The sequence below is a fragment of the Rheinheimera sp. genome (assembly GCF_030824435.1).
Taxonomy (GTDB): Bacteria; Pseudomonadota; Gammaproteobacteria; order Enterobacterales; family Alteromonadaceae; genus Pararheinheimera.
The window spans coordinates 1-26,467 of record NZ_JAVBXS010000020.1 but is presented as its reverse complement, the minus strand read 5'-3'; the positions used below and the strand labels follow the sequence as shown (position 1 = coordinate 26,467).

Genomic DNA, 26,467 nt, shown 5'->3' with positions numbered 1-26,467 from the left:
GATAACAACAGCTGGGAAAAGTTAGTACAGATGAAAAAATCGATGTTATGGGCTTTGGGTATTACCGCCTATCTGCTATTTGCGCTGGTGCTGACACCGGCCAATGTCTGGCTAAAACTAGTGACTTTACCTGCAGATGTGCAGCTTGGCCCTGTGACAGGCACCTTGTGGAGCGGGCAGATTGCCGGCGTACAAAAAGCGCCGTTTTATCTGCCACAACTCAGCTGGCAGTTACAGCCGTCGTTATTATGGCGCGGTAAATTAGGCCTGAAGATGCAAGGTGGTAACCTGCGTGACAGCAATTTGCCTTATCTGGCGGTGCAGGCAGAGTTGGGTGTTGGTCAGCTGTTGTTAAACAACTCAACCATCAGGTTGCCGGTTGCCCCAATAATACCGCAATTACAGTTGCCAATGCCGGTGGATGCCAGCGGCGCTATAGTGCTGAACTTAAAAGATTTTGTGTTAGGCCAACCTTATTGTGCCGCGCTGGATGGCAAGGCCAGCTGGCAACAGGCTAAATTTAAAACACCAACCGGCTGGATTGATTTGCAGGCAATAGACGCGGTGCTTAACTGTGACAACGGCAATATCAGTTTGCAAACCACAGCAGATAACCCGCTGGGTTTATTGGTAAAAGCCGATATTTTACAAGGCAGTTACCAGATTGCCGGCACGCTGAAACCAGCGGCCTCCATGCCAAAAGAAGTGCACCAGGCCATGCAGTTTGTCGGCCAAGCCGACGCCGAAGGCCGTTTCCCGTTAAAGCTGCAAGGCCGGATAGGGCAGTAGGTTTTGCAGCAGGCGCTGCCGGATAAGGGCAGCGCTTTGGTGTTGTTGCTTTTGGTTGGTGTGGCGCTGGTAGGCGTTAGTGGCTGCGATAAAGCGGGTATTGCACGCATCACTTTCGGCAGTAACTAAAATTCTCTCGTTCTGCAGTTCTGCCTGCTGAAGTTGGCAGTTGAAGTTTACTGGCACAGCTAAGGTTAAACCGGCAGGGCGCGAACCACCACCGGCAACTACTACGTTCGCCCGTTCGCGCCTCCCGCGCTCACTCTTGAATGCTCACTCCGCAGCTCCCGGTGTTGGTTTGGGGGTTAGTTGGGAATGTTTGTTTTGAAGCATTACCGCTTGAACCGTGTGTTATGTGCTTGGCCCCTAAATGTCCCTAATAAAGAAGCTAAACAATGCGACAAACCCTAATACATAGGGAAACAGAATGTCCAAAGACTCTCTGTACTTTAAAATGGCTTCTAATTGGTAGCGCGCTTCAAATTTTAATAAAATAAGAAAGTCTTTACGTTGCCATGTTTCACTGTACTTATTAAGTTCGATGTTAGAATCATAATAATAATCACCATGAATTTCATCATGCCCAGAGCATTGATAAACCAGATTCCTTTTAAAGATTCTTGCCACCTCATATTTAAGATCTTGTATGCCAGGTTCATCACCAGGCCAAACATCAATACGCTTGCTAAGTAGTCCTGAAATAGCTTCTTCTTTAGGTGTATATTGAAATATTTTGTAGTCACTAATCATTCTTTTTGACCAAAATGAAAATAGCAAATCGTGATAGGATTTCGCGTAGGCATAATATCTAAGAAGCATGAAAGATATTGATATAAAAAATAGATAAATAAGGTTCTTGTGCCGTGTAAATTTTATTTTAAATATTAATGTATTAGCTTCTTGCAACGATGCTCCTGAGATGTTTAAAGCGATAAATATCACAGACAGACTAACTAGTATTCTAGGTTTAGAAATAAGCCCTTCATCAGCATCTAATTTCTCTCTAAAATCATTAATATCCATTCTTTATAATTATCTCCAAATTGCGCTCATAAATTGGGTAGCACATAACGCTCCTGTATAACGGCAAGCGTAGCGAGTCTCGCGGCGAAAGGTGCGAACTGCTACGGCTTGTTGGCTCTACTCACAATGACCTCAACAAGTCAGACACAGATGCATCTAGCACTTGCCATGATGTGCGGCAAGTTGCTCCATCAAAGTCTGCGCGAATCGACACTGCTTGCCATGGATGGACGATGTTTCGGGACTCTCGCAGCGCATGACCAAACTTGCCCCTATCCGTTTTGATCCAACCCGCGTCAGTCGCAACATCAATAAGCGAGTTGAGCGTCCAATCCGGGATTGCAACGGCTTTACCATTCTTGTCTTTTGGAGCGCGGCGAGATTGGTAAGCAACAGAAGCAGAGAGCTGAGCTCGAGCGAGCAATAAGCCTTCAAGTATACTGCCCATCAAAATTACAGCAGACGTAAACGCCTCAACGTGAACGCACTTCTGAGCTTCGCGCCAGCGTCGATTTATTTCTTCAGTGAGCCCAGGCATTGACGAAGTCAGTGCTGAGAAATCAGGGGGTGAATGGATAACCTTTTTAGGTTTTTCGAAAGCACCCGTGTCAGTGAATTTTATGGCGCTTTTGATATAGCCAGCCAACGCTTCTAGCCGGACACGTCGACTGTTTGCTTGGAAGTTTAGGTCGTTAGACATCGACTCGAGCAACGACTCAGGCAATCCGTCGATACCTTCCAGAACCATGCGTGCCTCTCGAACCTTTGCATCCACCTCGCGAAGTCCAGAGAAGTCGTTAGTTCTAGCGAAACCTCGACTATCCGATATCTCGGCTAGAGCCCCTCTTAGTAGATGAAGTGCTTGCCCTCTCTCCATGGTATAAGTCATATCCCCTTATTTAGCTGACAACTTAATAGAAGGAAAAACACCCGCAAGTGGGAAATTTTTATGCCTTCTATCCTGATTTTTATTTATCCCACCGTAAGACTCAAATACCTATTTTGCAAACGTTTTTTCCGATTGGTTAAAAAAATTCCTGACAAAATTTGGGTTTCGTGTGTGCTATTTGTCCGAAATTTAACGCATGATTGCTTACTGGAAGTTTCATCTGTTGTTTTTGAAGCCTTATGCAGGAGATTTAAAGCACAACCGTTCGGCATTAGCCGGCTTTTGGCACAAACCAAAAAAAACAACTCACCAAGCCAGCGCTTTTCTCCCCCGTTTAGTGAGCCGTTGTTTTGGCCGGTTTTGAGGTTTTAAGCCGCCAACTGTCTGAGCGGGGTGACGTTAGCACTCCGCGAGTTTTGGCGGTGCCTCAAAAGCGAGTCAAAACAGCGGGCTTTCGAACGATCTCGGGGTGATTTCTTTGCGTCCCTTTCTTTGTCAGCAAAGAAAGGGACTCGCCTGCCGGGGCGAAACCCGGCATAACACCCTCAGCTGCAAGCTGAAAACCAAAGCGCGCCAAGCCGCAGGCATCAACCAAAAAAACCAAGCCAAACAGAACACAAACCAAAAAAACTGTTACCTATGTGATTGCACAAAAGTGTCACCCATAAGCGTGAACCGCCCCCGGTACAGCCCCATCAGCTGCAAGCTGAAATTCAAAGCCCCAAAAAGCACCATTGCTTAAAAAATAAACTTGATCTTTCAACCCCCCATCACTATGCTCAACACTATACCTTGTAATGCAAGGTATAGTTCAATACATAGCAAGACCAGCCTCCTGGCCAAACAAGGTGACAGATGAACCCGAACGAAGCTCTGATGGAAAAATGGGAAGTACAGCTGCGTAAAGGCACGCTGGAACTGGCCATTCTGGCGGCTTTGCAGCAGCGCACTTTATATGGGCTGGAACTGCTGAAGTTATTACAAAGCCTGCCGTCGACCACCATTACCGAAGGTACGCTGTATCCGCTGATGGACCGGCTCAAACGTGACGAACTGGTGGACGCACAATGGTTGCAGCAAGGTGACAGCCGGCCGCGTAAGTATTACCGGCTTACGGCGCTTGGTGCGCAAAAACTGACAGATTTAACCCGGCTCTGGCGCCAGTCTGTTGCCGACATTGAATTTTTGCTGGCCAACCCAGGCCCACAACCGCTGCAAATAACAGGAGTCTGATATGCAACAGGCAGAATTAACTAACAACGACTTTATCCATCGTTATCTCAATGATTTACGCCGTTATCTGGCACGTCTCGCCCCCCATGAAAGCCAGGAAGTGATCCGCGAAATTGAAAGCCATTTGTTTGATGTGATAGAGCAGCAGGAAGCCGCCGGCAACAGCGTTGATGTTGCGGTTATTCTGCGTGGTTTTGGTGAACCCCGGCAGCTGGCTGCGCAATATATTGCCCATATTGAAGAAGGCGCGCCGCCGCCACGCGGTTTTAAAGCTATTCAAAACATGAAAAAAAGCGTTACTGCAACGATGTATTTTGCCATGGCGGTGTTTGGTTTTAGCACTGCCTTGTGTTTGTTGTTTGTCGCTGGTGCCAAGTTCCTGCTGCCAGAATCTGTGGGGGTCTGGTCGACGGCGCACGGCAACAGCATAGTGGTGGGGTTTGTGTCGGTGCCGCCCATGGCTACGCCCGAGGTGATGGGGTGGTGGATAGTGCCCGCAGCAGCCATGTTGGCTATGGCAGTGGCGCTACTTACCCGCAAAGTGCTGGGCGTTTTAAAACAGCATATGTAAGTGGGCATAAAAAAGCCTGCAACATAAAAGGTGCAGGCTTTTGTTGGGCTGTCGTGAAAACAAACCCGATAAGCGCTGGTTATTTGCCTGTCACGGCTTACTTAGGCCAGACGGGTAGATAACAAAATCTCATCCAGCAATACGGTGTAGTCGGTAATAGCCGCAAATTCAGTAATTTGACGCACCGGCAGTTGGCTGTCGGGGTTGGCTACTGCCAGCAAGTGGCCAATACCAAACTCTTTGGCGGCATGCAAAATTGGCAGGCTGTCATCGACAAACAAAGTGCGTTTGGGGTCAAAACCTAAGCGGGCTTGCAGTTTATGCCACAGCGCCTGACTTTCTTTAGTCACGCCAAATTCATGGGTAGAAATCAGCTCGTTAATGTAATTACTAAGTTCAGTGCGCTCAATTTTTAATGACAAACTACCCGGGTGGGCGTTGGTCACCAACACAATGTTGCGGCCGCTTTTTTTCAGCGCATTTAAGAAGTCGGGCACGTCAGCGCGCATGGCAATTTTGTGCATTACTTCGCGTTTTAATTCGGTAATAGGCAGTTGCAGCCTTTTGCCCCAGTAGTCCAGGCAATACCATTCCAGTTTGCCTTGCAGCACGTCATATTCGGCTTTCAGTTGTGCTTTGGCGTCACTCACACTAATACCGCTGATTTCACTCCAGCGTTTCGGTAAATGTTCCAGCCAGAAATAGTTGTCAAAGTGTAAGTCCAGCAGGGTGCCGTCCATATCCAGTAAAACAGTGTCGATATTCGCCCAGTCCAGCATAGGTTTTTCCATCTGTTCGATTTATAGTAGAGCGCAGAAAAATGCATTGTAGCAGAGGCAGTGGTATGGCTGAACGTCAGGAAGACAAACAAAAACCGCAAATTCTCAGTCAGGAAATAGTGGCGCAAAGCCGCTTGTTTAAAATTGAACAAATCCAGCTGCAATTTAGTAATGGTGAACAACGTTTATTTGAACGCATGCGTGGTTCTGGCCGGGGTGCTGTGATGGTGGTGGCTTGCCCTGATGCCGAACATTTTTACCTGATTCGTGAATACAGCGCCGGTACCCACGATTACCAGCTGGGTTTCCCCAAAGGCCTGATAGACCCTGGTGAAGAAGTGCTGGTGGCCGCCAATCGTGAATTAAAAGAAGAAGTTGGTTTTGGTGCTAATACTTTAGTGCCGCTGAAAAGTGTCACGCTGGCTCCGGGATATTTTAATGCTACAATGCAGATAGTTCTTGCTACGGGACTTTACCCTGAGCAGTTGCCCGGCGACGAGCCGGAACCGCTGGAACTGGTAAAGTGGCGCTGGCAAGATTTCGACGAATTGTTACAACAAGCCGATTTTACCGAAGCGCGCAGTATTGCCGCTTTATTTCTGGCGCGAAAGTATCTGGATACCCATCAGGATGTTTTTAAGTAGACTGTTAGAACCGGTAAAAGCTGCAGCTGTTGAAGCCGGCGCAGTGCTCTGGCAGATGTATCAAAGTGGCGACTACGAACACACCGCCAAAGACGACAACAGCCCTGTCACCAGCGCAGATTATGCCGCCAACCAACTTATTATCGACCGGCTCAGCAGCCTGACGCCGGATATTCCTATTATTTCTGAAGAAAGTAATTTAGTACCTTTAGCGCAGCGTCAGCATTGGCCACGTTATTGGCTGATTGACCCTATGGACGGCACTCAGGAATTTGTCGCCCGTAGTGGTGATTTTGCCGTCAGCATAGCGCTGGTGGAGCATGGCTGGCCGGCGCTTGGGGTGATTTATTGGCCAAAAGAACAAATTTGTTATTACGCTACCCGCGGTCATGGTGCTTTTAAACAACAACGTAATTTAATTAACCATATTAAGGTGCGCCAGCATCACGCCGGTTTGCCGCTGCGTATTGCGGTCAGCCGTCGCCAGCCGCTGGAACGTATTCACGCGTTGCTGGCAACAGGGCAGGATGTGGAATTTGTGCCACTTGGCAGCTGCAGTTTAAAAAGCTGTTTAGTGGCCGAAGGTGGCGCCGACTGTTATTTACGCCTTGGCCCTACCGGCGAGTGGGACACCGGCGCTGTGCATATTATTGTTGAAGAAGCCGGTGGTAAAATACTCGACAGCCAGTTTTTTCCGCTCAGTTACAATCAGCGTGAAACTCTGGCCAACCCCGACTTTATGGTGATTGGGCAGTCCAGTGTCGGCTGGCCACAGCTGATTCAGGCGCATCATTCAGGTCGTGTGCTGCCTGGGTTATAACAACGCTTATTGCTGCTCGTCTGCTGCCAGCAATTGGCGGTAATCCTGCACTGTCATTAAGTCTACCGACTCTTCCAGCTCTGAATACACTATCACCACTTTGCCTTGTTGCAGTTGTTGCAGCACCATCTGCACTTTGTTTTGCAGGCTGACATCAAAATCGCCGTAGTCTGTGCCTTCGCGCAATACAAAAGCTTCAATCAGCGCAGTTAAGGTATCGGGGTTGAGTTGTTGAAATGGGATAAGCATACAAAGTCCTTAAAGTAGATGTTGTTGTAGAAAAGCCGGCACCACCTGATCCAGCCAATACACAGGTTTCCAGGGTAAACCTCCACAAACAAAACCAACATGGCCACCATATTCACTGACCAGCAATCGGCTGTGTGGGCTCAGCTCAGCAGCTGTGGGTATCACATCTGCTGCTAAAAATGGGTCGTCTTTGGCGTGGATCAGCAAAGTCGGGCGCTTGATATGGCGCAAATAAGGTTTGGCACTGGCCTTTTGGTAATAATCTTCAGCATCGAGAAAACCGTGTAACGGGGCGGTGAGCTGCTGATCAAAGTCGCGGATAGTGCCAAGCCGCTGAATATCCGTATAAGTGACAGGCAACGGGAAATTGTGGTGGCGTTTTAGTTTACGCTGCATTGTGCCTTTCAGGCGTTTAAGCAAATACCGCTGATAAAATTTGCTAAAACCCTGATTTATCCGATCCGCACTGGCCGACAATTGCAAAGGTGCTGAAACAGCCGCTGCTGCCTTTAACGGGCAATGTTCAGCGGTTTCACCCAGGTATTTCATCAGTACATTACCACCCAGCGAAAAACCAACGCCAGCCAGTGGCAGGCCGGGGTAACGCTCGCCAAGTTGTTGCAATACAAAAGCAAAATCTGCGGTATCACCGGAATGATAAGCCCGTGGCAATTTATTCGCCTCACCATGGCAACCACGAAAATGCATCAGCACCACGGCAAAACCCTGTTGTTGCAAGCTGGCGAGCATACCGCGCACATAATGGCTGTGAATATTGCCTTCCAGGCCATGCAAAATCACCACCAGCGCTTTGCTGTTTTGTGGGCTTTTTTCGCCCCAGCTCAACATCAGCTCGTCGCCATCAGGTAAATTGAATAATTCAGGCCGGTAAAACAGTGGTTGGCGTGGTGCCAGGTATTTGGCCAGAATGGTCTGCAAATGGCAGTTTTTCAGCCACCAGGCTGGTTTAAATTCCGATAAATCAGCAATTTGCTCTGATTTTTGCCATGCTTGCAATTTAGAGATTCCTCATGAACAATGATTTTTTAACACTGGTCTAATCACAGACTGTTGCGCTCAGTAAAAAATAACAACAACAGATAAGGCGGGGCCTTTTGAAGATGCAACGACGACAGTTTATCATGCTTGGTCTGGCTGCTGGCGCTACTTTAGCCACTGGTGTCACTTTGTATCCGCTGTTTGATCGGCAAGAAGAACAAAAGCAGCAAGACGCCATTTTGGTATTAGATGCTTTGTTACCGGCCATTCTGCTGGGCGCATTACCTGGCGATCCAGCTGCACAACAGCAAGCCTTATTTAATACCCGCAAGGCGGTGCTGGACTTTTTACCTTTTTTGCCCAAACGCCAACAAGCTGAATTACATCAGTTATTTTTTTTGTTATCACAACAGCTCACCCGGCTGGCGTTAACAGGACACAGTATGGCGCTGGCGGAGTTATCGCTTGAGCTGCGTTTGCAGCTACTAACCAGCTGGCGCGATAGTTACCTGACCTTGTTGCAACAGGCTTATAGCGGCCTGCGTGAGCTGCTGTTGGCGGCTTATTATGGTCAGCCACAACACTGGCAGGCACTGGCGTATCAGGCACCGGAGTTTCGTGCTTATGAATGATCCAATTAAACAAGGCCTTGCCAACGGCTGGCGGCATATTGATGCTGCGACTTTAACTGAAGATCAGCAATTTGAAGCGGACGTGGTGATTATCGGCACCGGCGCCGGTGGCGGTATGGCGGCGGAAATTCTGACCCAGGCCGGTTTGTCGGTAATTATGTTAGAACATGGTGCGCTGTGGAGCAGCAGCGATTTTCGCCAGCAGGAACGTTGGGCTTATCCACATTTGTATCAGGATGGTGCTGGCCGTAAAACCAAAGATCAGGCCATTGCCATTTTGCAGGGCCGCACTGTGGGCGGCTCTACAACTGTCAACTGGACCACTTCTATCCGCACGCCACAGCCAACGCTGGATTATTGGCGCAGTGAATTTGGCCTGGATTTTAGTGGTGAGCAAAGTCTTGAGCCTTATTTTGCCAAGGCTGCCGGGCGTTTGGATATTTCGAAGTGGCAGGTGCCGCCCAACCCGAATAATGCGGCGTTACAACGTGGTTGTGAAAACCTCGGCTGGCAATACACAGTGATTGAACGCAATGTGCATGGTTGTGCCAATTTAGGTTATTGCGGTATGGGTTGTCCGCTTAATGCCAAACAATCGATGCTGGTGACCACTATTCCAGCGGCTCTTGCTGGCGGCGCTTTATTAATCAGCAAAGTGTCAGCACGGCAGTTTCAGTTTAAAGGCGATAAAATTCAGCAGCTTGATGCTGTAGCCGTTGACCAGCATTATCAGCCAACAGCCAGAGTGAAACTGAAGTTTAAAGCCAGGCATTATGTGCTGGCAGGTGGTGCTATTAATTCACCTGCTTTGTTATTGCGCTCCGGTATTGCCGACCCTTCCGGTCGTTTAGGCAAACATACTTATTTGCACCCCAGTGTAATTTCCGGCGCTTTGTTTCATGACGCTATTTCCGGTCATGCCGGTGCGCCACAATCTATTTATTCCGATCAGTTTGTCTGGCCAGCGGGCAACGAAGCTGGTTTTAAACTGGAAGTGCCGCCGGTTCATCCGGTACTGATGGCGTCCAAACTGACCGGTATGGCCGAGCTGCATGCCGGCATGATGCAAAAATTTAATCATTTGCAGGTGATGATTGCTTTGTTGCGTGACGGTTTTCACCCACAGGCACAAGGGGGGCAGGTACAACTCGATGCTGACGGCGAGCCGGTGCTGGATTATCAGGTCACAGATTATTTATGGCGTGGGGTACAACAAGCTTATTTAGCTATGGCTGAGTTGCAGTTTGCCGCTGGCGCCGAAGCGGTAATGCCGGTGCATCAGGATGCCATGCTTTACAGTAGCTGGCAGCAAGCCAAAACCGCTATTGCCGATTTACCACTAAAAACCTATAGAGCAGCGCTGGCTTCAGCCCATGTGATGGGTGGTTGTAATATGAGTGTGGATGCCGCCAAAGGCGTGGTCGATGCTTTTGGCAATCATCATCAACTCAATAACTTATCTGTGATTGATGGGTCAGTATTACCCAGTAGCCTGGGTGCCAATCCACAACTGACCATTTATGCGCTGGCATGGCGCAATACTGAACAACTGGTGCAGCGGCTCAGGGGTTAATCTGCAGGTCGGTGAAGGGCTGAGCGACAAAGGTGTCAGCTCCCAGAACATTACCGGCTTTTTGCTCCGCAGCGCCGGTATACCGTTCGTCGTGAACATTACCGGCTTTTTGCTCCTGCAACGCCGGTATACCGTTCGTCGTGAACATAAAAAACGCCGGTCGCAGAGGCTTCCGGCGTGGTATACCAAAACGGTATCAGCAGGCACTTTTACAGCAAAATCGTTACTGCCACAACGCGGTTTACCCTGCAGCTGCAACGAGGACAGGGATCCTTTAGTTTTTTACGTCGTCGTGACCAATTTTGTAAAAAAAGTACACAGCGTAAAACAGGCACAAGCCAATAACGATGGCGAGGCCAGTAAAAGAAATAAAAATCACCGGGTCGTTTAAGAATTCTTGCCACAGGTTCATGGTGTTACCTCCATCAGATTGATAAAGGCAGTGTAGGTGCGCCAATGGACGCAGATCCTGACTTAGATCAAGCTTTTTGGCGTCTGAAAATCCAGCTGTATGGCATGTTGATCCAGATCAAAAATTTGCTGTTGCAGGATGGGGCTTATTGCAGCGCCCAGCCATTGCAGATACAGCTCAGTCAGACTCACCACTGTTGTTGCCGCCGGCGCAGAAGCAGTCGCAGGATCAGCGGGAGCGGCATGATCAAGAGTACAAAGGGCTAAAGTGGCCAGCAGCTGTTGTTGCTCCAGCTGCTCTGAACATAACTCTGCCTGCAACAAAGCTTGTTTCATTTGTTGTGCCGCCTGGTCATTCAGATCTGCAGGCAAACTTCTTCTTAATTGACGCAGTGGTAAGGTAAATTGTTGTTGTGCCGTTAAACTTTGATGCAGCAATTTTATGTTTTCGCTACTGCATAACAGCTGCTGCCGCTGCAAATACAACAGCAACAACAACAGGTTCACGTTAAGGCCATATTGGTCCTGCCATACAAGGCAGGTATTTTTGACTTCCGGGTAGAACAACAAACTCCAGCGCCAGAGTTCAGCTTTATCCGGCAAAGTTGTGTTTGCCGGTTGCTGCGGTAGCGCTGAGCCAGAACTTGAGCCTGAGTTATACTCAGCCACCATTTTTCTGCCAAAAATCGTTGGTTTGTTGTTCCAGCTGTTCCTGTGCTTCAAACCAATGCTCTTCCACTGTCGAGAGTTCGGCTTTTAATTTAGTTTGTTCTGTCAGCACCTGCGTCAGTTCGGCTTTGCGGTTTTGCTCATATAAACCGGTATCAGTCAGCTTTTCTTCCAACAGTGCCAGTTTGGCTTCCAGCTGATGTTGTTGTTGTTCCAGCTTTTCGATGTTTTGTTTTAACTTGCGGGTTAAATTACGTAAATCCGCTTCCAAGCGTTTTTGGTCTTTGCGTTGTACTGCGCCGTTGCTGGCGGGTTCAGCCACGACCTGTTGTGCTTTAGTGTCGTTTTGCAGCCACTGATAATAATCGTTCAGGTCACCGGCAAAAGGCGCCACTTTGCCATGGGCTACCAGATAAAATTCATCTGTGGTGCTGGCCAATAAATGCCTGTCGTGCGACACCACCACAATAGCGCCTTCAAAACCTTGCAGCGCCATCACTATGGCTTCGCGCATATCTAAATCCAGGTGGTTAGTGGGTTCATCCAGCAGCAGCAGGTTAGGACGTTGATACACCAACAAGGCCAATACCAGCCGGGCTTTTTCACCACCGGAAAAAGGCGCACAGGCAGCTAAAGCTTTGTCACCATGAAAACCAAAACCACCTAAAAAGTCGCGCAGGCTTTGTTCAGTCGCTTGTGGTGCCAGCCGCACCATATGTTGCAGCGGTGAATCTTCCGGCCTTAAAGTTTCCAGCTGATGCTGGGCAAAATAACCAATGCTGACCCCATTGGCATACCAGACAGTGCCACTTTGTGGCTGCATGCTACCAGACAACATTTTAATCAGCGTGGATTTACCTGCACCATTACGGCCTAATAAACCAATGCGGCTGCCAGGCAACAGCTGAAAATTAATTTGTTGCAGAATACTGTGATCGCCATAACCTGCACGCACGTTTTCCATCTTCAGTAATGGGTTTGGTAACGAACGTGGGTCAAGAAACTCAAACTGAAAAGGCGAGTCAACGTGTGCCGGCGCTAACAACGTCATACGTTCCAGCGCTTTAATGCGGCTTTGTGCTTGTTTGGCCTTGGTGGCCTGAGCGCGGAACCTGTCGATAAATTTTTGCAGGTGGGCAACCTGACGTTGTTGTTTTTCAAAAGTAGATTGTTGTTGCGCCATTTGTTCAGCACGCTGGCGTTCAAACTGGCTGTAGTTGCCGCGGTATAACGTCAGTTGCTGATTGTCGATATGGGCTATGTTGTCGACCACGGCATCGAGAAAATCGCGGTCGTGGCTAATCAGCAACATAGTGCCTTCGAAGTTGGCGAGGTATTTTTCCAGCCACAATACAGCGTCTAAATCTAAGTGGTTGGTGGGTTCATCGAGTAGCAGCAATTCAGCGCGTTGCATTAAAGCGCGGGCCAGATTCAGCCGCATGCGCCAACCACCGGAAAATGATTTGACCTGTTGCTGCTGCATAGCGCCGGTAAAACCCAGGCCATCGAGCAAAGTGCCGGCTTTGGCTTCAGCGCGGTAACCGTCCAGGGTTTCTATCTGGTGATGTACGGCAATCAGGTCGGTGTCTTCATGGGCCTGACGCACCTGCATTAATAACGGGTATAAAGCTTCGTCGCCTTGTAACACGTAATCCATGGCGCTGCATTCAACGGCAGGGGTTTCCTGGGCAACAGTGGCTATAGTCCAGCTATTGGGAATACTGACAGTACCGGCGTCGGCCTGCAGTTTGCCTTGTAACAACGCAAATAAAGTCGATTTGCCACAACCGTTGGCGCCGATAATTCCGACCTTTTGGCCGGGGAATACGGTAAGATCGGCCTGTTGCAGCAAACATAAAATGCCGCGGCGTAATTCGACTTGTTGCAGTTGGATCATTTGTAGCAATACCTGTAGCAGTGTGGCCCGGACATCAGGCCATACGATTTGGGTTGCTAATGTAATAGGATCGGCCTCACAAACCAAGAGTTTCGCTGATTTTTGCCTGTTTCGAGGATATTTAAAGCATGAGCACCCGGAAGAAAAAACGTTTTATTGCAGGGGCAACTTGCCCAAAATGTAAGGCTGTTGACACTATGTCGCTGTTTCTTGAGCACAATGTGGAAAAAGTCGAATGTGTCAGCTGTGGTTATCAGATGGCGCAGCCAGAGTCGCAGGTTGAGCGGCTGGCGCGGGAAAATGAAACTGTGATTGGCGTGTTTAAACCGGAGTAAGCTGTTACTCCGGTGTATTTTGGGCTGCCGCCTCAGGGCTGCGATCCTGCTGGTATCGTTGAATTTCCAACTTATCAGCATTCAGCAATGTTAAAAACATCAATTAATAATGGGGTGGTGGCGGCTCTTCGTGGCTGCGTAAAATACCACTGTCACCACCGCCTTGTAGTTTTTCCGCCAACATCAGCACCTGACGTTGCAGCTTTTCGATGCGTTTTTGGTGTTCTATCAATTCGCTGTGTAATTGCAGCAAAGCATCGTCCTGAAAAGCCAGTTTGCTTTCTAAATCAAAAATTTGTGTTTGCAGTTGTTGTTCTGCAGGTGTCAGTGCACTCATGGCTTAAACTCCCATATTTCTGCCAGACCACTGGAGCTTTCGGTCAGGATCCGGTCTGGTGCTATAAAAGCGGCATCATACACCACGGCGCTGGGTGGTTTGCTATCAGGAAAAGGTTTTACCTGCCAATCTTTCACCACCTTACCTGTGGCAACTGAAAAAACAGTGACACGGCGTGATGCAGAGCCTGTGATCAGATATTGTCCATCCTCACTAAAACGTGCAGTGGTAAAGACCCTGCCGCGGCCAAGTTCGAGTTTTTGTTTGAGTTTTCCGGTGGTTAAATCCCAGATACTGGCTTGTTGCTGGCTATCAGCGGTAAAAGCCAGTTTACCTTGTGCGTCCAGCGCCACTTTGGTCACGCGGGTTGGATGCACAAAAGTCTGCAAAATTTGCGCTGTTTGGGTATCCCACAAATAAGCTTTTAAATCATTACCACCGGTCAGGGCATAACGGCCGTTTGGCGACAAAGCCACAGTATTTACTTTTTCGCTATGGCCTAAAAACTCCAGCCTGCGGCCGGTTTTTAAAGTGATGTGCTGCACTTTGCTGTCGCTTTGTGCTATCAGCAGCTGAGTGCCGCCCTGGGAAACGGCAATATCACGCACTATGGATGTGGGCAAAGACCAGAAGCCGATGTTTTTGCCATCTGTCATTTGCCATAACGACAAACTTTTGTCGTCGGCCGTGAGCAGATGTTGGCCATCGGGGCTAAAAGCCAGATAACTGATAAAGTTTTCGGTTGGATTTTGCTGGCTTAAGCGGTATTTGGCAGTTTGGGTTTTTAAGTCCCACACCACAACACCGGACGTCAGGCTGGAAACTGCGGCCAGTTCAGCTGAGGTTGAGATAGCGGCAGCTACAGTGCCATGAGATGCATGTTCTAAGCTTGAAATGGCTTTGTTTTGAACTTCTGAGCAGGCTACCAGCCAAAGGCTGAGAAAAATGCCTAGATATTTCATTCTATGTGTTAACGTCATCAGCACAAATCTGTAGTATAGGCATGGTTAAAGGTTAGTCCTTTATTACTATAACAACACACTTTTGCAGCGAAGTCTGCAGTTTATTGGAGAAACAAATGCGCTTATTGACCAAGGTGTCGCTGATTGCCGCCGCCGTGATTTCATTGTCTGCCTGTCAGAAAGAAGCTGCTGCGCCAGCTGCACCAGTACTGGATACAGACGCTGCAAAACAATCTTATGCTATGGGTGTTTCTGTAGGTAAATACCTGAACAGCGCCGTAGAAGAACACAAAAAATTAGGCCTGCCATTAGCTTCTGAAACCATGGTTCGTGGTGTGCAGGATTCTCTGGCTGGTAAAGCTGCACTGACTGAAGAAGAAGTGCAGAAAATCATGACAGCTTTAGACGAACAGTTCCGTGCTAAACAAGCTGAAGCTGCTAAAGCAAAAGCTGCTGAAACTATCGCTAAAGGCGAAGCTTTCCTGACTGAAAACGCCAAAAAAGAAGGCGTAAAAGTGACTGAATCTGGTCTGCAGTATGAAGTAATCACTGCAGCTGACGGTCCAAAACCAAAAGCTGAAGAAAAAGTACGTGTGAAATACAAAGGTACTTTTATTGATGGCGCTGAATTTGACAGCACTGACAAATCAAACGGCGGCGAGCCGGTTGAGTTCCAGTTAAACCAGGTCATTCCGGGCTGGACTGAAGGCGTACAGTTAATGGGCGTTGGTTCTAAGTTCAAATTCACTATCCCATCAGCTTTAGGTTACGGTGACCGTGATGTTGGCCCTATCCCGGCAAACAGCGTGCTGCAATTTGAAGTTGAGCTGTTAGGTATTGTGGCTGAAGAAGCTGCTCCTGCTGGCGAAGCTGCAAAAAAGTAATAATTGCCACACCCTATAAAACGGATTAGTGGACAATAAAAAAACCGCCTTGATTGGCGGTTTTTTTATTTAGTCTTGAGTGGTTTCATTCTTGTCTGTTGTTAAAAGCTTCAGGCAGAAACAGAACCTTTCACGTGTTTGTTGTGCAAGGTTTGAATTAATTCATCTTCCAGACCAAAACGTTCTTCCAGTGCCTGCCCTAAAGTTGACAGATCAGCGTCAAAACCACCGAAGTTGCTGCCCGATTCAGCATCGGCATATTTATCGTTAAATTCCAAAGCCAAGTCTGTGGACGCTGAGATTTTAGGATACAAAGCTTCCGCCAGAGATTTGCTGTCGCTGCCGTTGACCTGACATTGCGAAACTATCTGGTCATACACTTCAAAATGGCCCGCTGACAGGTAATCCATCAGCAACTGACAAAAACTGAGAATAGCGTCCTGTGAAGGCAGTTGATTGTCCTGCTGTTTATCAAAAGGGGGTAATGCAGCCAGTTTGCAATAAGATACGATCAGTTGTTGCCGCTCTTCCAGCCAGTTATCAATAGCGGTCGAAGTGCCGCCCCATTGTTGTCGTGCTGTTTGCAGACGGGTGTACATAACCATATCCTTGCTTGATTAAATTCGGCTTATACCGCTAATTAAAAGAATTCTGCACTAAAGATCAACTACTTTTTGATTGGTCGGCTCAGTATTTGCCTTTATGATGCTTGTCTGCATCCAGAAGTTGTATCGGTAAAAGTACCATGAAGAGTCATAGTCTGCAGTTAAATCATCAAGATCAGGGTTATTGGTTTGTGGTGAACAGAGGCAAACTTAAATTAACGGCCGAATCACTGAGTATTCCTTTTGGTGCCTGGCAACAACAACAGATCAACGACCCTGAGATGATTTGCCATATTGGTGAATGGCAGCAACAGCCCTGTTATCTTGTGGTAAGTAATGATCAACAACAAGCTGATGAATGGTACAGCGCCCGGACTTTGCTCGAAAAAACGGAACCTGTCTGGTTTGAGCTGGCGGCCCGTGCCTGTCAGCTGGCGCTGTTTTTACAGTCGCACAGGTATTGTGGCCAGTGTGGCAACAAAATGCAGCTGGTGAGCTGGGAGCTCGCTATGTTATGCCATAAATGTGGACATCGTTGTTACCCGCGGATTTCACCTTGTGTTTTGGTCGCCATCAAAAAGGATCAACAAATTCTGCTGGCACGTTCCAAACGTCATAAACCGGGTTTCTTCTCTATTCTGGCCGGTTTTGTGGAATCGGGCGAAACGCTGGAGCAGGCTGCTGCCAGAGAAGTGTATGAAGAGGTTGGGGTGCGTATTCAGAATCTGCGTTATGTTGGCAGTCAGCCCTGGCCTTTCCCACATTCGCTGATGGCCGGTTTTCTGGCAGATTATCAAAGTGGGGATATTGTTTGTCAGGAAGATGAAATAGAAGAAGCGGGGTGGTTTCATTTTGACGATTTGCCGGAGATCCCGCCAATACAAACTTTGTCTGGCCGAATGATTCGCCAGCTGCAGCACGAGACTTCAACAGCTGCATAAGCATGCGTGCCGTTGCTCATGCCGGATTTGACATCCGCTGCGACTTGACCGCAATTCAGCTCAGAAAAACAGCAAATAAAAAAGCCACAAAAGTGGCTTAAGTATTTATTTATGGGCCCGTAGGTGCGAGCTCTTATTTTTAGATTTCTTCACTAGCGCGGAGATTTTATAACAGAAGCTTTTTCGCGCCGCAAGAGTCAATTTGCAGATAAATGCAGAAAAATTCATTAAACAGCAAACATAGTGTCATAACCACTATGCTGTTAAAATAACTCAACACAGCTTAATGGTAGAGCCAAGATGGAATTAAAAAACGATCGTTACCTGCGCGCCCTGTTAAAACAACCTGTTGATCGCACACCTATATGGATGATGCGTCAGGCTGGTCGTTATTTGCCTGAATACCGGGAGATCAGAGCCAAGGCTGGCGATTTTATGTCTTTGTGTAAAAATCCGGAGCTGGCTTGTGAAGTCACCTTGCAACCATTGCGTCGTTATCCTTTGGACGCTGCCATTTTGTTCAGTGACATTCTGACCATTCCGGATGCTATGGGCATGGGCCTGTATTTTGGTGAAGGCGAAGGTCCTAAATTCCAGAAACAACTCAATGACTTTATGGACGTGGTACAGTTGCCGGTGCCTGATCCGGAAGTTGAATTAAAGTATGTGATGGACGCTGTGCGCACCATTCGCCGTGAATTAAAAGGTGAAGTGCCGCTGATTGGTTTTTCCGGCAGTCCATGGACTTTAGCCACTTACATGATTGAAGGTGGCAGCAGCAAAACCTTCTCGAAAATCAAAAAAATGATGTATAGCGAGCCTGAAGTTATTCATATTTTGCTGGATAAACTGGCGCAGAGTGTGGTGCTTTATCTGAACGCTCAAATTGCCGCCGGTGCTCAGTCGGTGATGATTTTTGATACCTGGGGTGGCGTGTTAACACCCAATGCCTATCGTGAATATTCATTAAGTTATATGCAGCAAATTGTGGAAGGTTTAACCCGCCACGCCGATGGCCGGCCTGTGCCTGTGACTTTGTTCACCAAAAATGGTGGTTTGTGGCTGGAAGAAATTGCTGCAACGGGTTGTGATGCGGTAGGTCTGGACTGGACTATTGACATCCGCCATGCCCGAGCCCGTATCGGCGATAAGGTTGCCCTACAGGGCAATATGGATCCGGCTGTCCTGCTAGGTTCACCTGAACGCATTCGTCTGGAAGTTCAGGCTATTCTGGATGGTTATGGTCAGGGTTCAGGTCATGTCTTTAACCTGGGTCATGGTATTACCCCTGACGTTGATCCGGAAAAAGCCGGTATTTTTATTGATGCGGTACAGTCATTTAGCCGCACTTATCATATGAATACCGACATTTTATAAAAGCTGACTGGTTCTGAAACAAGTGTCAACGTTGTTCAGGATGGGTCAGACAAAAACAACAAAGGCGCCATAGGCGCCTTTGTTGTTTGATGGCAGGTTGTTTTATTCGGTTTCAGCCTGCACTTGTCCACGGTAGTCGTTTAATAAATCGCGGTAGTTTTCAGTTGCCCAATTGCGGTCTGCAGCAGCAGCAACAGCTTGCTCCAGCATTTCTTCACCACGCTCCTGCTTCCCTTGTTCAATCAATGCAATACCTATGGTTGACAATAACTTAGGATTGTTTTCGTCTTGTTCCAGCCCTTGTTCTGCAAGTGCGATGGCCCGGTCGGCGTTCCGCAATTTTGGATTATCCGACATGGCCAGCAATGAAGCATATTCCACTATGGCCGGCACATAATTTTTGGCAGCGGCTCGTTCCAGATATTGAGCAGCACGCTCAGGATCAAACTGAATATTGTCACTGTCGAGTAATTGATGTGACAACAGATAGCTGGCTTGTGGGTCTCCGTCTGCAGCAGCATAAGTTAACCAGTTAATAGCTTTGTTACTGTCTTTATCACAAAGGCTGCCGGTCAGCAGGCATTGTGCCACGGTAAACTGCGCTGGCGCATAACCGTTAATGGCAGCTTTTAAGTACCAGGGTAGTGCCTTCTGGCCTTTGACCAATCCAGCTTGCGCTATCAGACCAAACTTATATTGGTTCGCTGCCGAGTTAGCTTCTGCAGCTGCACGGATAGCGTCAATGTACTCGCTGTTTTCCCTTTCGAATTTACGTGATGCTGTGACCACTTTATCCAGGTTAAACACATGAATTTGATGGTCAAGCCTGATAGCATCGCCGTATGAATTACGTGGTGGTGTAAAGGTCCAGTTTTCCATTGCCTCCAGCACAAACTTATTAAGAGCACCTGCCGGGAAAGACAGCGCCACTTTGGCGTTTTCAACCCGGCCATTTTCATTGATGTCATAGGTCACTACTGACCAGGCAGCAACACCACTGCGTGGGAAGTGGCTGGGGTAATCTGGTTTATCCTGTTTAAGCGGTTTAACCATAGACGGCTGGTTATATACCTGATGAATGGTTGGATAAAGGTTACTTTTTAATGCCAGGGCGCCATACTGGCCGTTGATTTCGGTAAACGCCTGTTTACCTGCCCGACGAGATTCCAGCTTGGCGCGCAGCTCCACATACTTTTCCGCGGCACCAGGCTGCGACAAACCTTTTGCCGTCAGCGCCCAGGCATACGCTTTATTTAAATCTGCTGCAGTGCCTAAACCTTCTTCATAACATTGTGACAGCATCAGTTGTGCTTGTGGATGGCCAAGCTGAGCTAAAATCTGCAGCTGTGGCATTGCCTGTTCGTAGTTTTTATCCTGGAACAGTTTGTACGCGCTGCCAAAATCGGCAAGGGCTGAACTACTGAACCCGACTGCAAGCAGATAACAGCATAAACGCATCAGAAACATGCCCGAACTCCCTGGAATTTTTTATGGTGTTTTTTTCGAGTGTACAACGGTTTATTCGACAAAACAAAACAAAACAAAAACGGCGCAAAATTGCGCCATTTTCAGCATTGTGTTAATGAAAACTGATGATTTTAAAACAAACGGTTTAAACCGTTCATGGCTGCAACCCGATAAGCCTCTGCCATGGTCGGGTAGTTAAAGGTGGTGTGAACAAAATACTCCACATTATTTCCACCATTACTTTGCATCATAATGGCCTGGCCGATGTGGACAATTTCTGCTGCCCTTTCGCCAAAACAGTGAATACCCAGAATTTCTTTGGTATCGCGGTGAAACAACAATTTAAGACTGCCCACATTGGTATTGGCAATTTGTGCCCGTGCCAGATGTTTAAATTGTGCCCGGCCGACTTCATATGGAATTCTGGCCGCTGTCAGTTGTTGTTCGGTTTTTCCGACTGAACTCATTTCAGGTATGGTGTAAATGCCCACCGGAATGTCTTCTATCAGCTGCATTGGGCAGTGGCCATGAATAATAGCGTTACCTGCAATACGGCCCTGATCATAAGCAGCGCTGGCCAAACTTGGATAACCAATCACATCACCTACTGCATAGATGTTCGGCACTTCAGTCTGGTAATTGTGATTTACCTTGAGTTGACCACGGCTGTCTGCCTTTAAACCAACAGCTGCCAGGTTCAGAGTGTCGGTATTACCGGTGCGGCCATTAGCAAACAGAATACAGTCGGCTTTCATCTTTTTGCCCGATTGCAGATGCAAAATCACACCGTCTTCTAAACCTTCAATAGCTTCAAACTCTTCACCATGACGGATGGTCACACCCGAGTTCCAGAAGTGGTAACTCAGCGCATCTGAAATTTCGGCATCCATAAAAGACAACAAACGGTCACGGGTATTCACTAAATCAACCCTAACCCCTAAACCACGGAAAATAGAAGCGTATTCACAACCAATAACACCAGCACCAAAAATAATAATGTGACGTGGGTCGTCTTTCAGCGACAAAATGGTATCACTGTCAAAAATATGTGGATGGTTAAAATCGACATTAGCTGGGCGATAGGGTCTGGAGCCGGTGGCCAGTATGATGGTTTCAGCGGTGATTTGCCGATCAGGGCCATTGGCCGGTTTTACGTTAATAGTGTGAGTATCGATAAATGAAGCTTCACCGGCAAAAATTTCGACTCTGTTGCGATCATAAAAACTGCTGCGAAGTCGCACCTGTTTACGAATAACACCAGCTGCATGTTTTAAAATTTGTGGGAAAGTGAGATTGGCAGACTGATTTTCCATCTGAAACAATGGGTTTTCATTGTATTCAATAAAACGGCTGACCGAATGGCGTAGTGCTTTGGAAGGGATAGTCCCCCAATGGGTACAGCCGCCGCCGACCTGTTCATGGCGCTCAACAACGGCCACTCTTTTACCGCTTTTAGCAAGGTTCATGGCTGCGCCTTCACCACCAGGGCCAGTGCCGATAATGATGGCGTCATACTGATAATGTGCTTGTGGTGTGGCAGAACTTGATTTGGCAGGCACAGCAGATCCCTATTCTGGTCTAATTATCTGAACTTTGATGATAGCAGTATCATTTGAATATGTTGAAGCAGAAAAGACAACTTGCGTTGCCTTTTCATCAGGAAAATCAGCACAATGGCCGACTTATGCATATTGCTGAATAAAACTCTGCCATTGGCGTTGTTGGTGGTGCCAATTTTGCTTCATTTCGTTGTATTGCAAACGTATATCAAAATCATTGTATTGTTGCATCAGCTGCGCTTTTTTCAGTTGTAACTGGTCTTTTTTCTGCTGTAACAGTTGCTTTTGTACAGCGTAATAAGCCTGCATCCGTTCCAGTAACAAGGCGTATTCTTGTTCCATCCGCGCCAGCAATAACTCCGCGTCTGGTAACATTTTTGCTTTGGCCTGAGCTCTTTTAAGTTGCATCAGCGCTTTAGCTTTCATAATGCGGTCTTCAGGGCACACTTTCAGATTGCGGGTTAAACCCAGCCAGGAGCAGGTTTTGATCAGCCACTTGGTTGGGTCAAATTGCCACCAGCGAATGCCGTTGCGATAGTCATATTCAAAAATATGATGAAAGTTATGGTAACCCTCGCCATAAGTTAAAAATGCCAAAACACCATTGTCACGGGCACTGTTTTCATCTGTATAAGGCTGGTTGCCCCAGATATGGGCTAAAGAGTTGATAAAAAACGTGAAGTGATGACTCAGTACCAGACGCAGTACACCTACACTGAGCAACATGCCGAGGTAGCTGCCGGTTAAAAAACCTAAAAACAACGGAATACCAAAGTTGGTGGCAACAGTCAGTAATAAATAATGTTTGTGTTGAAACATCACAATGGCGTTGTTTTGTAAATCACGCACGTTGCTGTAGTCGCTGTAACGCTGGCTTTGGTATTCACGCAGCATCCAGCCAATATGACTAAACCAGAAACCACGTTGTGCTGAATAGGGGTCTTTATCGTTTTGATCAACAAACTTGTGATGCACCCTGTGATCAGATGACCAATGTAAGGCACTGTTTTGCAATGCAAAAGCTCCACCAATGGCAAAAAACCACTGCAACAGCGGATGGGCTTCGTAAGTTTTATGCGCCCATAATCTGTGATAACCAGCGGTAATAGACATACCGCAATAACCCAGGCACAAAATAGTGGCGATAATTTCAACTGCGGTAAAACCAACCGTCAGGGCATAATAAGGCACAGCAATAGCTGCAATCAGAAAAGTGATACTAAACAGCAGGACGTTGGTCCAGATAATAGGTGGTTTTTGCATTTTTAGGTACATATAGCTTACATCTGTAAGCTAATTTTACTGTGCAATTGCGGCGGGTCAAGGTATAAAATGCCAGAGATTAAAGACAGGGAGGCATTGTGACCAGAGCCCAACAAAAAGAACGTACCCGCCGCGCTATTATTGATGCTGCTTTTGCGCAGTTAAGTCCGGATAAAGGTTTTTCCAGTCTGAGTTTACGTGAAGTGGCGCGTGAAGCTGGTATAGCACCAACCTCCTTTTACCGGCATTTTGCCGATATGGACGAGCTGGGTTTAACCCTGGTGGATGAAGCAGGTTTAATGTTAAGGCAGTTATTACGTCAGGCCAGACACCGTATTGAAAAAAACGGCAGTGTTATTCGCACTTCCATCGAAACTTTTATGGAGTTTGTGGTGGGAAACAGTAACGTATTCAGGTTGTTATTAAGGGAGCGTTCCGGTACTTCAGCGCCATTTCGCCGTGCAGTAGCCCGCGAAATTCAACATTTTTGTGCTGAACTTGCCGATTACCTGCGAAAAGAAACGGCTTGTCCGGATGAGTTTGCTCAGGTGCAGGCGGAAGCCATGGTCACTTTGGTATTTCATGCCGGGGCCGACGCTTTAGACGCCAGCCCGGACTTACGTTTGCAAATTACGCACAAGACCATCACACAATTACGCTGGCTGGCGCATGGTGCTGCCGGTTATGGTCGCAGACCTAAAGAATAATTTTCTTCAGCCAGACGCCACATTCAATGTGGTGGGTGTAAGGGAACTGGTCAAAAAGCGCAAATGTCTGCACCTGATGGGTTTTACACAAGGTTTGCAGATTATGCGCCAGCGTCTCCGGGTTGCAGGAGATATACAGAATATCGTCAAAGCGGCTGACCAGCTGTTCGGTGGCCGGATCCAAACCTGCTCTTGGCGGGTCAACCAAAATGGTATTCAGCTGCAAACCTGCTAAATCTATTGTTTTTAACTGTTGACCTTGCAAAAGCGCCGCACTGACATCTTCAGCTGACATCTGCAGAACCCGCACATTATTGATTTGATTCAACGCAATATTGTATTCGGCACAACGAATGGACGAGCGGGCAATTTCAGTTGCCACCACCTGGTTAAAATAAGGGGCCAGCGCCAGCGAAAAGTTGCCATTGCCACAATACAGCTCGAGTAAATCGCCGCTTAAGTTTTTGGCGATGTCGCAGGCCCAGCCCAGCATTTTTTGATTCACTTCACCGTTTGGTTGGGTAAAGCTGTTTTCAATTTGCTGGTACTTTAACTGCTGCTGTTGCACCTGCAGTTGTTCAACCACAAAATCGCGTTCAACCAGTATTTTTTGTTTACGGGCGCGGCCAATAAAATCCACCTTATATAAAGCAGCAAATTCTGCCCTGAGTGCAGCAGCTTCGGCAGCCCATTCCGCTGGTATTGGTTTTTTATAAATCAGCGATACCACCAGCTCACCACTTAAAGTGGCAAGATAGTCAATCTGGTATAAACGATTGCGTAATAAAGGCCGTTGTTTTAGCGCCTGAATAAGCACCGGCATAAAGTCAGCAATGGTTTTACAAGCTACAGGGAAATAATCAATACGCTGTTTGGTTTTGGTCTCTGGGTCAAACATAATGTGGAACATGTCATCCCCTTCATGCCAAATCCGAAACTCAGCTCTTAACCGGTAATGTGCCGGGGCTGAAGGATAAACCTCAGCCTTCTCCACGCCAAAAGGGGCAAACAGCTTTTGCATGGCGTCGACTTTTTCTGTTAGTAAAGTCTGATATTGTTCCGGAAAAACCTGTCCTAATTGCATCTTGAATGCCCCCTTGCTTAAAAAGGCGGCCATTCTAAGAGGTTTTGCTGCAAGATCCAATGAAGCGCCACTATATATATGTAGTTGTGGCTTGTGCCGCAGGTATTTAATTTGCTGCCGGGCGCTGCTGCTTCTGGCAGAATAATGGCCTGTTGCCGGGGAGAAGCAAATGCGGATAGGATTTATTGACAGTGGTGTAGGTGGGTTAAGTGTGTACCAGCAAGTGCAGCAGCAGGTTGCTGCCGACTATATCTACCTGATGGATAATAAATATCTGCCTTATGGTGAAAAAAGCGAAAGTTTTATTCAACAACGACTCTATCAGCTGTCTGAACATCTGCTAGATCTTGGCGCTGATTTGATAGTGATTGCCTGCAATACGGCCACTACTCAGGCTGTTGAATACCTGCGACAACACTTTGCTATTCCTTTTGTTGGGGTGGTTCCGGCAATTAAACCAGCGGCGGCTTTAAGCTTGGGTCATGGTTTTGCCGTACTGGCGACACCTGCAACGGCAAACGGTGATTATATTGCCGGTCTTATCCGTCAGTTTGCACCTAATGACCAGGTGATTAAGTTTGGCAGCAGCGAGCTGGTGCGTTTAGCTGAAGATAAGGTTTGGTATCAGCAAGACGTGCAGCAACAAGTCAGCGACATTCTTTCTGTCAGCCCGCTAGCAGAACATCATTCACATATCGTTGTATTGGGGTGCACTCATTTCCCCTTTCTGGCTGAGGAAATAAAGTGCGCTTTACCAGCGGCAACAGTATTGCTGGAAACGGGGGACGCTATAGCGCGCAGGGTGAGACAACTGGTGGGTGAGAAGCTTATATATAAAAAGCAGTACCAGCATTGTTTTATCAGTACCAGAGAGCTGAATGAAGTGCAGACGAACAGATTAATACAACTCGGCTTTGACCAGCATCAATGCTGGCCAATGCCGATTGCTTCATAACTTATTCTTCGCCGTCTTCGTTATCCTGACGTTCTTTGGCTTCACGCACTTTCAGCGTGCGGCCTTCAAACTCAAAATCATTCAGTTTCTGAATCATCTTGTTGGCGTCTTTTGACGCCACTTCGACAAAACCAAAACCACGGCGGCGACCAGTTTGTCTGTCTTTCATCAGCCGCACATTTACCACATTGCCTGATTGCTGAAACAATTCACGAACAGCGTCCTCATTGGCGCGGTAAGGTAAGTTACCCACATATAAAGTGGCGGTGTCGCCAGAGGAAGCAACAACAGCTGATGATTTTGTTGCCTTGCCTTCGGTTGCAGAAGGTAAAGCTTTGGTTTCAACCAGAATGGGAACCAGAATACCGGCAACAATTACACCGATAGTCATAGCAATGCCGGCTGACGGCAATAAGTCGGCAGGAAGGAAATAAGTGATCAGATAAACCAGAATGGCCAGAGCCAGAGTAAAGGGTAAAGAACTACGTAAACTTGATGACATAAGCTATTCCTAGATACATGAGAGTAAAAGACACTGAGAAAAACAAACTACTTATAGTAGTCAAAAGCTATATTAACCAGTCACTACCGCTTCGCCAACAGATAAAACAGAGAAAAACCAAAGACTTTTGCATCAAAAATGCACAGATCGGAGCTTTAATGAGCGGTTGAGCTGGAAACTGCAAAAAACTATAAATTCCCGCTTGCGCCATTTCAAAAACGCCCTATAATGCGCGCCATGCCGACGGGGTGGTGCGAAAGCAGCAAGCCGGGTGAGTTTGAAATAAGTTGAAAATGTCGATAAAAAGACGC

Annotated in this window: 30 protein-coding genes; 13 read left to right on the top strand and 17 right to left on the bottom strand. The window is 47.4% G+C overall.

Going from position 1 to position 26,467, the window contains the following annotated elements; all coding sequences use genetic code 11:
* Nucleotides 1-30: 30 nt before the first annotated feature.
* Nucleotides 31-789, top strand: coding sequence for a type II secretion system protein N (locus RCH83_RS03970; protein WP_306519255.1), 759 nt, complete (start codon nt 31-33; stop codon nt 787-789).
* Nucleotides 790-1,155: 366 nt separating this feature from the next.
* On the opposite strand, the gene RCH83_RS03965 is transcribed toward RCH83_RS03970, so the two are convergent.
* Both RCH83_RS03965 and RCH83_RS03960 read right to left on the bottom strand, forming a co-directional pair.
* The gene (locus RCH83_RS03965) at nt 1,156-1,812 is read right to left on the bottom strand and encodes a hypothetical protein (protein ID WP_306519253.1); all 657 of its coding nucleotides are present in this window, start codon (nt 1,810-1,812) and stop codon (nt 1,156-1,158) included.
* 121 nt (nt 1,813-1,933) lie between these two features.
* Complete coding sequence (locus RCH83_RS03960; RefSeq protein WP_306519251.1) at nt 1,934-2,587, bottom strand: hypothetical protein; 654 nt, start codon at nt 2,585-2,587, stop codon at nt 1,934-1,936.
* A gap of 969 nt (nt 2,588-3,556) precedes the next feature.
* On the opposite strand from RCH83_RS03960, the gene RCH83_RS03955 reads away from it, so the two are divergent.
* Together RCH83_RS03955 and RCH83_RS03950 are read left to right on the top strand one after the other, a co-directional pair.
* Nucleotides 3,557-3,934, top strand: a complete 378-nt coding sequence (locus RCH83_RS03955; protein WP_306519249.1) for a PadR family transcriptional regulator — start codon at nt 3,557-3,559, stop codon at nt 3,932-3,934.
* Nucleotide 3,935: 1 nt separating this feature from the next.
* Nucleotides 3,936-4,505: a hypothetical protein gene (locus RCH83_RS03950; protein ID WP_306519247.1), complete on the top strand. Its 570-nt coding sequence runs from the start codon at nt 3,936-3,938 to the stop codon at nt 4,503-4,505.
* Between the two features lie 101 nt (nt 4,506-4,606).
* On the opposite strand, the gene yrfG is transcribed toward RCH83_RS03950, so the two are convergent.
* Entirely contained in the window at nt 4,607-5,284 is a 678-nt protein-coding gene (yrfG, locus tag RCH83_RS03945; protein WP_306519245.1) for a GMP/IMP nucleotidase, read from the bottom strand.
* Nucleotides 5,285-5,349: 65 nt separating this feature from the next.
* Here yrfG and nudE point away from each other — a divergent pair, with 65 nt between their 5' ends.
* Together nudE and cysQ are read left to right on the top strand one after the other, a co-directional pair.
* Nucleotides 5,350-5,928, top strand: a complete 579-nt coding sequence (gene nudE / locus RCH83_RS03940; RefSeq protein WP_306519243.1) for an ADP compounds hydrolase NudE — start codon at nt 5,350-5,352, stop codon at nt 5,926-5,928.
* Nucleotides 5,915-6,748, top strand: coding sequence for a 3'(2'),5'-bisphosphate nucleotidase CysQ (gene cysQ, locus RCH83_RS03935; protein WP_306519241.1), 834 nt, complete (start codon nt 5,915-5,917; stop codon nt 6,746-6,748). The genes nudE and cysQ overlap by 14 nt, the downstream gene beginning before the upstream one ends.
* Before the next feature lie 6 nt (nt 6,749-6,754).
* On the opposite strand, the gene RCH83_RS03930 is transcribed toward cysQ, so the two are convergent.
* Both RCH83_RS03930 and RCH83_RS03925 read right to left on the bottom strand, forming a co-directional pair.
* Nucleotides 6,755-6,997: a YheU family protein gene (locus RCH83_RS03930; protein WP_306519239.1), complete on the bottom strand. Its 243-nt coding sequence runs from the start codon at nt 6,995-6,997 to the stop codon at nt 6,755-6,757.
* Nucleotides 6,998-7,006: 9 nt separating this feature from the next.
* Nucleotides 7,007-8,014 carry a hydrolase gene (locus tag RCH83_RS03925; RefSeq protein ID WP_306519237.1) on the bottom strand — a complete coding sequence of 336 codons (1,008 nt, stop codon included), beginning with the start codon at nt 8,012-8,014 and terminating at the stop codon, nt 7,007-7,009.
* A gap of 104 nt (nt 8,015-8,118) precedes the next feature.
* Between RCH83_RS03925 and RCH83_RS03920 the strand changes: the two genes are divergently transcribed.
* Together RCH83_RS03920 and RCH83_RS03915 are read left to right on the top strand one after the other, a co-directional pair.
* On the top strand, nt 8,119-8,628 hold the full coding sequence (locus RCH83_RS03920) for a hypothetical protein (RefSeq protein WP_306519235.1): 510 nt from the start codon (nt 8,119-8,121) through the stop codon (nt 8,626-8,628).
* Entirely contained in the window at nt 8,621-10,201 is a 1,581-nt protein-coding gene (locus RCH83_RS03915) for a GMC family oxidoreductase (RefSeq protein ID WP_306519233.1), read from the top strand. Before RCH83_RS03920 ends, RCH83_RS03915 begins: the two co-directional genes overlap by 8 nt.
* Here RCH83_RS03915 and RCH83_RS03910 read toward each other — a convergent pair.
* From RCH83_RS03910 to RCH83_RS03895, 4 genes are all read right to left on the bottom strand, one after another.
* Nucleotides 10,191-10,349, bottom strand: coding sequence for a hypothetical protein (locus RCH83_RS03910; protein ID WP_306519230.1), 159 nt, complete (start codon nt 10,347-10,349; stop codon nt 10,191-10,193). The genes RCH83_RS03915 and RCH83_RS03910 overlap by 11 nt on opposite strands.
* A 126-nt stretch (nt 10,350-10,475) precedes the next feature.
* Nucleotides 10,476-10,613: a DUF3149 domain-containing protein gene (locus RCH83_RS03905; protein WP_260658379.1), complete on the bottom strand. Its 138-nt coding sequence runs from the start codon at nt 10,611-10,613 to the stop codon at nt 10,476-10,478.
* A gap of 62 nt (nt 10,614-10,675) precedes the next feature.
* Nucleotides 10,676-11,281 carry a TIGR02444 family protein gene (locus RCH83_RS03900; protein WP_306519227.1) on the bottom strand — a complete coding sequence of 202 codons (606 nt, stop codon included), beginning with the start codon at nt 11,279-11,281 and terminating at the stop codon, nt 10,676-10,678.
* On the bottom strand, nt 11,274-13,178 hold the full coding sequence (locus RCH83_RS03895) for an ATP-binding cassette domain-containing protein (protein WP_306519225.1): 1,905 nt from the start codon (nt 13,176-13,178) through the stop codon (nt 11,274-11,276). The genes RCH83_RS03900 and RCH83_RS03895 overlap by 8 nt, the downstream gene beginning before the upstream one ends.
* 128 nt (nt 13,179-13,306) lie before the next feature.
* Here RCH83_RS03895 and RCH83_RS03890 point away from each other — a divergent pair, with 128 nt between their 5' ends.
* Nucleotides 13,307-13,513: a YheV family putative zinc ribbon protein gene (locus tag RCH83_RS03890; protein WP_306519223.1), complete on the top strand. Its 207-nt coding sequence runs from the start codon at nt 13,307-13,309 to the stop codon at nt 13,511-13,513.
* 103 nt (nt 13,514-13,616) lie between these two features.
* Here the strand turns inward: RCH83_RS03890 and RCH83_RS03885 are convergent, their stop codons facing one another.
* Together RCH83_RS03885 and RCH83_RS03880 are read right to left on the bottom strand one after the other, a co-directional pair.
* Nucleotides 13,617-13,850, bottom strand: a complete 234-nt coding sequence (locus tag RCH83_RS03885) for a SlyX family protein (RefSeq protein WP_306519221.1) — start codon at nt 13,848-13,850, stop codon at nt 13,617-13,619.
* Complete coding sequence (locus RCH83_RS03880; protein WP_306519219.1) at nt 13,847-14,830, bottom strand: WD40 repeat domain-containing protein; 984 nt, start codon at nt 14,828-14,830, stop codon at nt 13,847-13,849. The genes RCH83_RS03885 and RCH83_RS03880 overlap by 4 nt, the downstream gene beginning before the upstream one ends.
* 98 nt (nt 14,831-14,928) lie before the next feature.
* Here RCH83_RS03880 and RCH83_RS03875 point away from each other — a divergent pair, with 98 nt between their 5' ends.
* Complete coding sequence (locus tag RCH83_RS03875) at nt 14,929-15,696, top strand: FKBP-type peptidyl-prolyl cis-trans isomerase (protein WP_306519217.1); 768 nt, start codon at nt 14,929-14,931, stop codon at nt 15,694-15,696.
* 110 nt (nt 15,697-15,806) lie between these two features.
* Here RCH83_RS03875 and rsd read toward each other — a convergent pair whose 3' ends face one another.
* Entirely contained in the window at nt 15,807-16,295 is a 489-nt protein-coding gene (gene rsd, locus RCH83_RS03870; protein WP_306519215.1) for a sigma D regulator, read from the bottom strand.
* Between the two features lie 146 nt (nt 16,296-16,441).
* Between rsd and nudC the strand changes: the two genes are divergently transcribed.
* Nucleotides 16,442-17,242: an NAD(+) diphosphatase gene (gene nudC / locus RCH83_RS03865; RefSeq protein ID WP_306519213.1), complete on the top strand. Its 801-nt coding sequence runs from the start codon at nt 16,442-16,444 to the stop codon at nt 17,240-17,242.
* 300 nt (nt 17,243-17,542) lie between these two features.
* On the top strand, nt 17,543-18,619 hold the full coding sequence (hemE, locus tag RCH83_RS03860) for a uroporphyrinogen decarboxylase (RefSeq protein ID WP_306519211.1): 1,077 nt from the start codon (nt 17,543-17,545) through the stop codon (nt 18,617-18,619).
* 102 nt (nt 18,620-18,721) lie between these two features.
* On the opposite strand, the gene RCH83_RS03855 is transcribed toward hemE, so the two are convergent.
* From RCH83_RS03855 to RCH83_RS03845, 3 genes are all read right to left on the bottom strand, one after another.
* Entirely contained in the window at nt 18,722-20,086 is a 1,365-nt protein-coding gene (locus RCH83_RS03855) for a TonB family protein (RefSeq protein ID WP_306519209.1), read from the bottom strand.
* 131 nt (nt 20,087-20,217) lie between these two features.
* Nucleotides 20,218-21,645 carry a Si-specific NAD(P)(+) transhydrogenase gene (gene sthA, locus RCH83_RS03850; protein ID WP_306519207.1) on the bottom strand — a complete coding sequence of 476 codons (1,428 nt, stop codon included), beginning with the start codon at nt 21,643-21,645 and terminating at the stop codon, nt 20,218-20,220.
* Nucleotides 21,646-21,768: 123 nt separating this feature from the next.
* Nucleotides 21,769-22,920 carry a fatty acid desaturase gene (locus tag RCH83_RS03845; RefSeq protein ID WP_306519205.1) on the bottom strand — a complete coding sequence of 384 codons (1,152 nt, stop codon included), beginning with the start codon at nt 22,918-22,920 and terminating at the stop codon, nt 21,769-21,771.
* An 86-nt stretch (nt 22,921-23,006) separates the two neighbouring features.
* Between RCH83_RS03845 and fabR the strand changes: the two genes are divergently transcribed.
* The gene (fabR, locus tag RCH83_RS03840) at nt 23,007-23,615 is read left to right on the top strand and encodes an HTH-type transcriptional repressor FabR (RefSeq protein WP_296297948.1); all 609 of its coding nucleotides are present in this window, start codon (nt 23,007-23,009) and stop codon (nt 23,613-23,615) included.
* Here the strand turns inward: fabR and trmA are convergent.
* A complete protein-coding gene (gene trmA / locus RCH83_RS03835) occupies nt 23,605-24,699 on the bottom strand; it encodes a tRNA (uridine(54)-C5)-methyltransferase TrmA (protein WP_306519203.1) in 1,095 nt (364 codons plus the stop codon). The two genes, fabR and trmA, sit on opposite strands and share 11 nt — an antisense overlap.
* 169 nt (nt 24,700-24,868) lie before the next feature.
* Between trmA and murI the strand changes: the two genes are divergently transcribed.
* Nucleotides 24,869-25,654, top strand: a complete 786-nt coding sequence (murI, locus tag RCH83_RS03830) for a glutamate racemase (protein ID WP_306519201.1) — start codon at nt 24,869-24,871, stop codon at nt 25,652-25,654.
* 1 nt (nt 25,655) lies between these two features.
* On the opposite strand, the gene RCH83_RS03825 is transcribed toward murI, so the two are convergent.
* Complete coding sequence (locus RCH83_RS03825; protein WP_306519199.1) at nt 25,656-26,156, bottom strand: RNA-binding protein; 501 nt, start codon at nt 26,154-26,156, stop codon at nt 25,656-25,658.
* Between the last annotated feature and the right edge of the window lie 311 nt (nt 26,157-26,467).

Coding starts and splice junctions, on each gene's coding strand:
- RCH83_RS03970 (WP_306519255.1), top strand. CDS start 31: ATGAAAAAATCGATGTTATGGGCTTTGGGTATTACCGCCTATCTGCTA.
- RCH83_RS03965 (WP_306519253.1), bottom strand. CDS start 1,812: ATGGATATTAATGATTTTAGAGAGAAATTAGATGCTGATGAAGGGCTT.
- RCH83_RS03955 (WP_306519249.1), top strand. CDS start 3,557: ATGAACCCGAACGAAGCTCTGATGGAAAAATGGGAAGTACAGCTGCGT.
- RCH83_RS03950 (WP_306519247.1), top strand. CDS start 3,936: ATGCAACAGGCAGAATTAACTAACAACGACTTTATCCATCGTTATCTC.
- yrfG (WP_306519245.1), bottom strand. CDS start 5,284: ATGCTGGACTGGGCGAATATCGACACTGTTTTACTGGATATGGACGGC.
- nudE (WP_306519243.1), top strand. CDS start 5,350: ATGGCTGAACGTCAGGAAGACAAACAAAAACCGCAAATTCTCAGTCAG.
- cysQ (WP_306519241.1), top strand. CDS start 5,915: ATGTTTTTAAGTAGACTGTTAGAACCGGTAAAAGCTGCAGCTGTTGAA.
- RCH83_RS03930 (WP_306519239.1), bottom strand. CDS start 6,997: ATGCTTATCCCATTTCAACAACTCAACCCCGATACCTTAACTGCGCTG.
- RCH83_RS03920 (WP_306519235.1), top strand. CDS start 8,119: ATGCAACGACGACAGTTTATCATGCTTGGTCTGGCTGCTGGCGCTACT.
- RCH83_RS03915 (WP_306519233.1), top strand. CDS start 8,621: ATGAATGATCCAATTAAACAAGGCCTTGCCAACGGCTGGCGGCATATT.
- RCH83_RS03910 (WP_306519230.1), bottom strand. CDS start 10,349: ATGTTCACGACGAACGGTATACCGGCGTTGCAGGAGCAAAAAGCCGGT.
- RCH83_RS03905 (WP_260658379.1), bottom strand. CDS start 10,613: ATGAACCTGTGGCAAGAATTCTTAAACGACCCGGTGATTTTTATTTCT.
- RCH83_RS03895 (WP_306519225.1), bottom strand. CDS start 13,178: ATGATCCAACTGCAACAAGTCGAATTACGCCGCGGCATTTTATGTTTG.
- RCH83_RS03890 (WP_306519223.1), top strand. CDS start 13,307: ATGAGCACCCGGAAGAAAAAACGTTTTATTGCAGGGGCAACTTGCCCA.
- RCH83_RS03885 (WP_306519221.1), bottom strand. CDS start 13,850: ATGAGTGCACTGACACCTGCAGAACAACAACTGCAAACACAAATTTTT.
- RCH83_RS03880 (WP_306519219.1), bottom strand. CDS start 14,830: ATGACGTTAACACATAGAATGAAATATCTAGGCATTTTTCTCAGCCTT.
- RCH83_RS03875 (WP_306519217.1), top strand. CDS start 14,929: ATGCGCTTATTGACCAAGGTGTCGCTGATTGCCGCCGCCGTGATTTCA.
- rsd (WP_306519215.1), bottom strand. CDS start 16,295: ATGTACACCCGTCTGCAAACAGCACGACAACAATGGGGCGGCACTTCG.
- nudC (WP_306519213.1), top strand. CDS start 16,442: ATGAAGAGTCATAGTCTGCAGTTAAATCATCAAGATCAGGGTTATTGG.
- hemE (WP_306519211.1), top strand. CDS start 17,543: ATGGAATTAAAAAACGATCGTTACCTGCGCGCCCTGTTAAAACAACCT.
- RCH83_RS03855 (WP_306519209.1), bottom strand. CDS start 20,086: ATGTTTCTGATGCGTTTATGCTGTTATCTGCTTGCAGTCGGGTTCAGT.
- RCH83_RS03845 (WP_306519205.1), bottom strand. CDS start 22,920: ATGTACCTAAAAATGCAAAAACCACCTATTATCTGGACCAACGTCCTG.
- trmA (WP_306519203.1), bottom strand. CDS start 24,699: ATGCAATTAGGACAGGTTTTTCCGGAACAATATCAGACTTTACTAACA.
- murI (WP_306519201.1), top strand. CDS start 24,869: ATGCGGATAGGATTTATTGACAGTGGTGTAGGTGGGTTAAGTGTGTAC.
- RCH83_RS03825 (WP_306519199.1), bottom strand. CDS start 26,156: ATGTCATCAAGTTTACGTAGTTCTTTACCCTTTACTCTGGCTCTGGCC.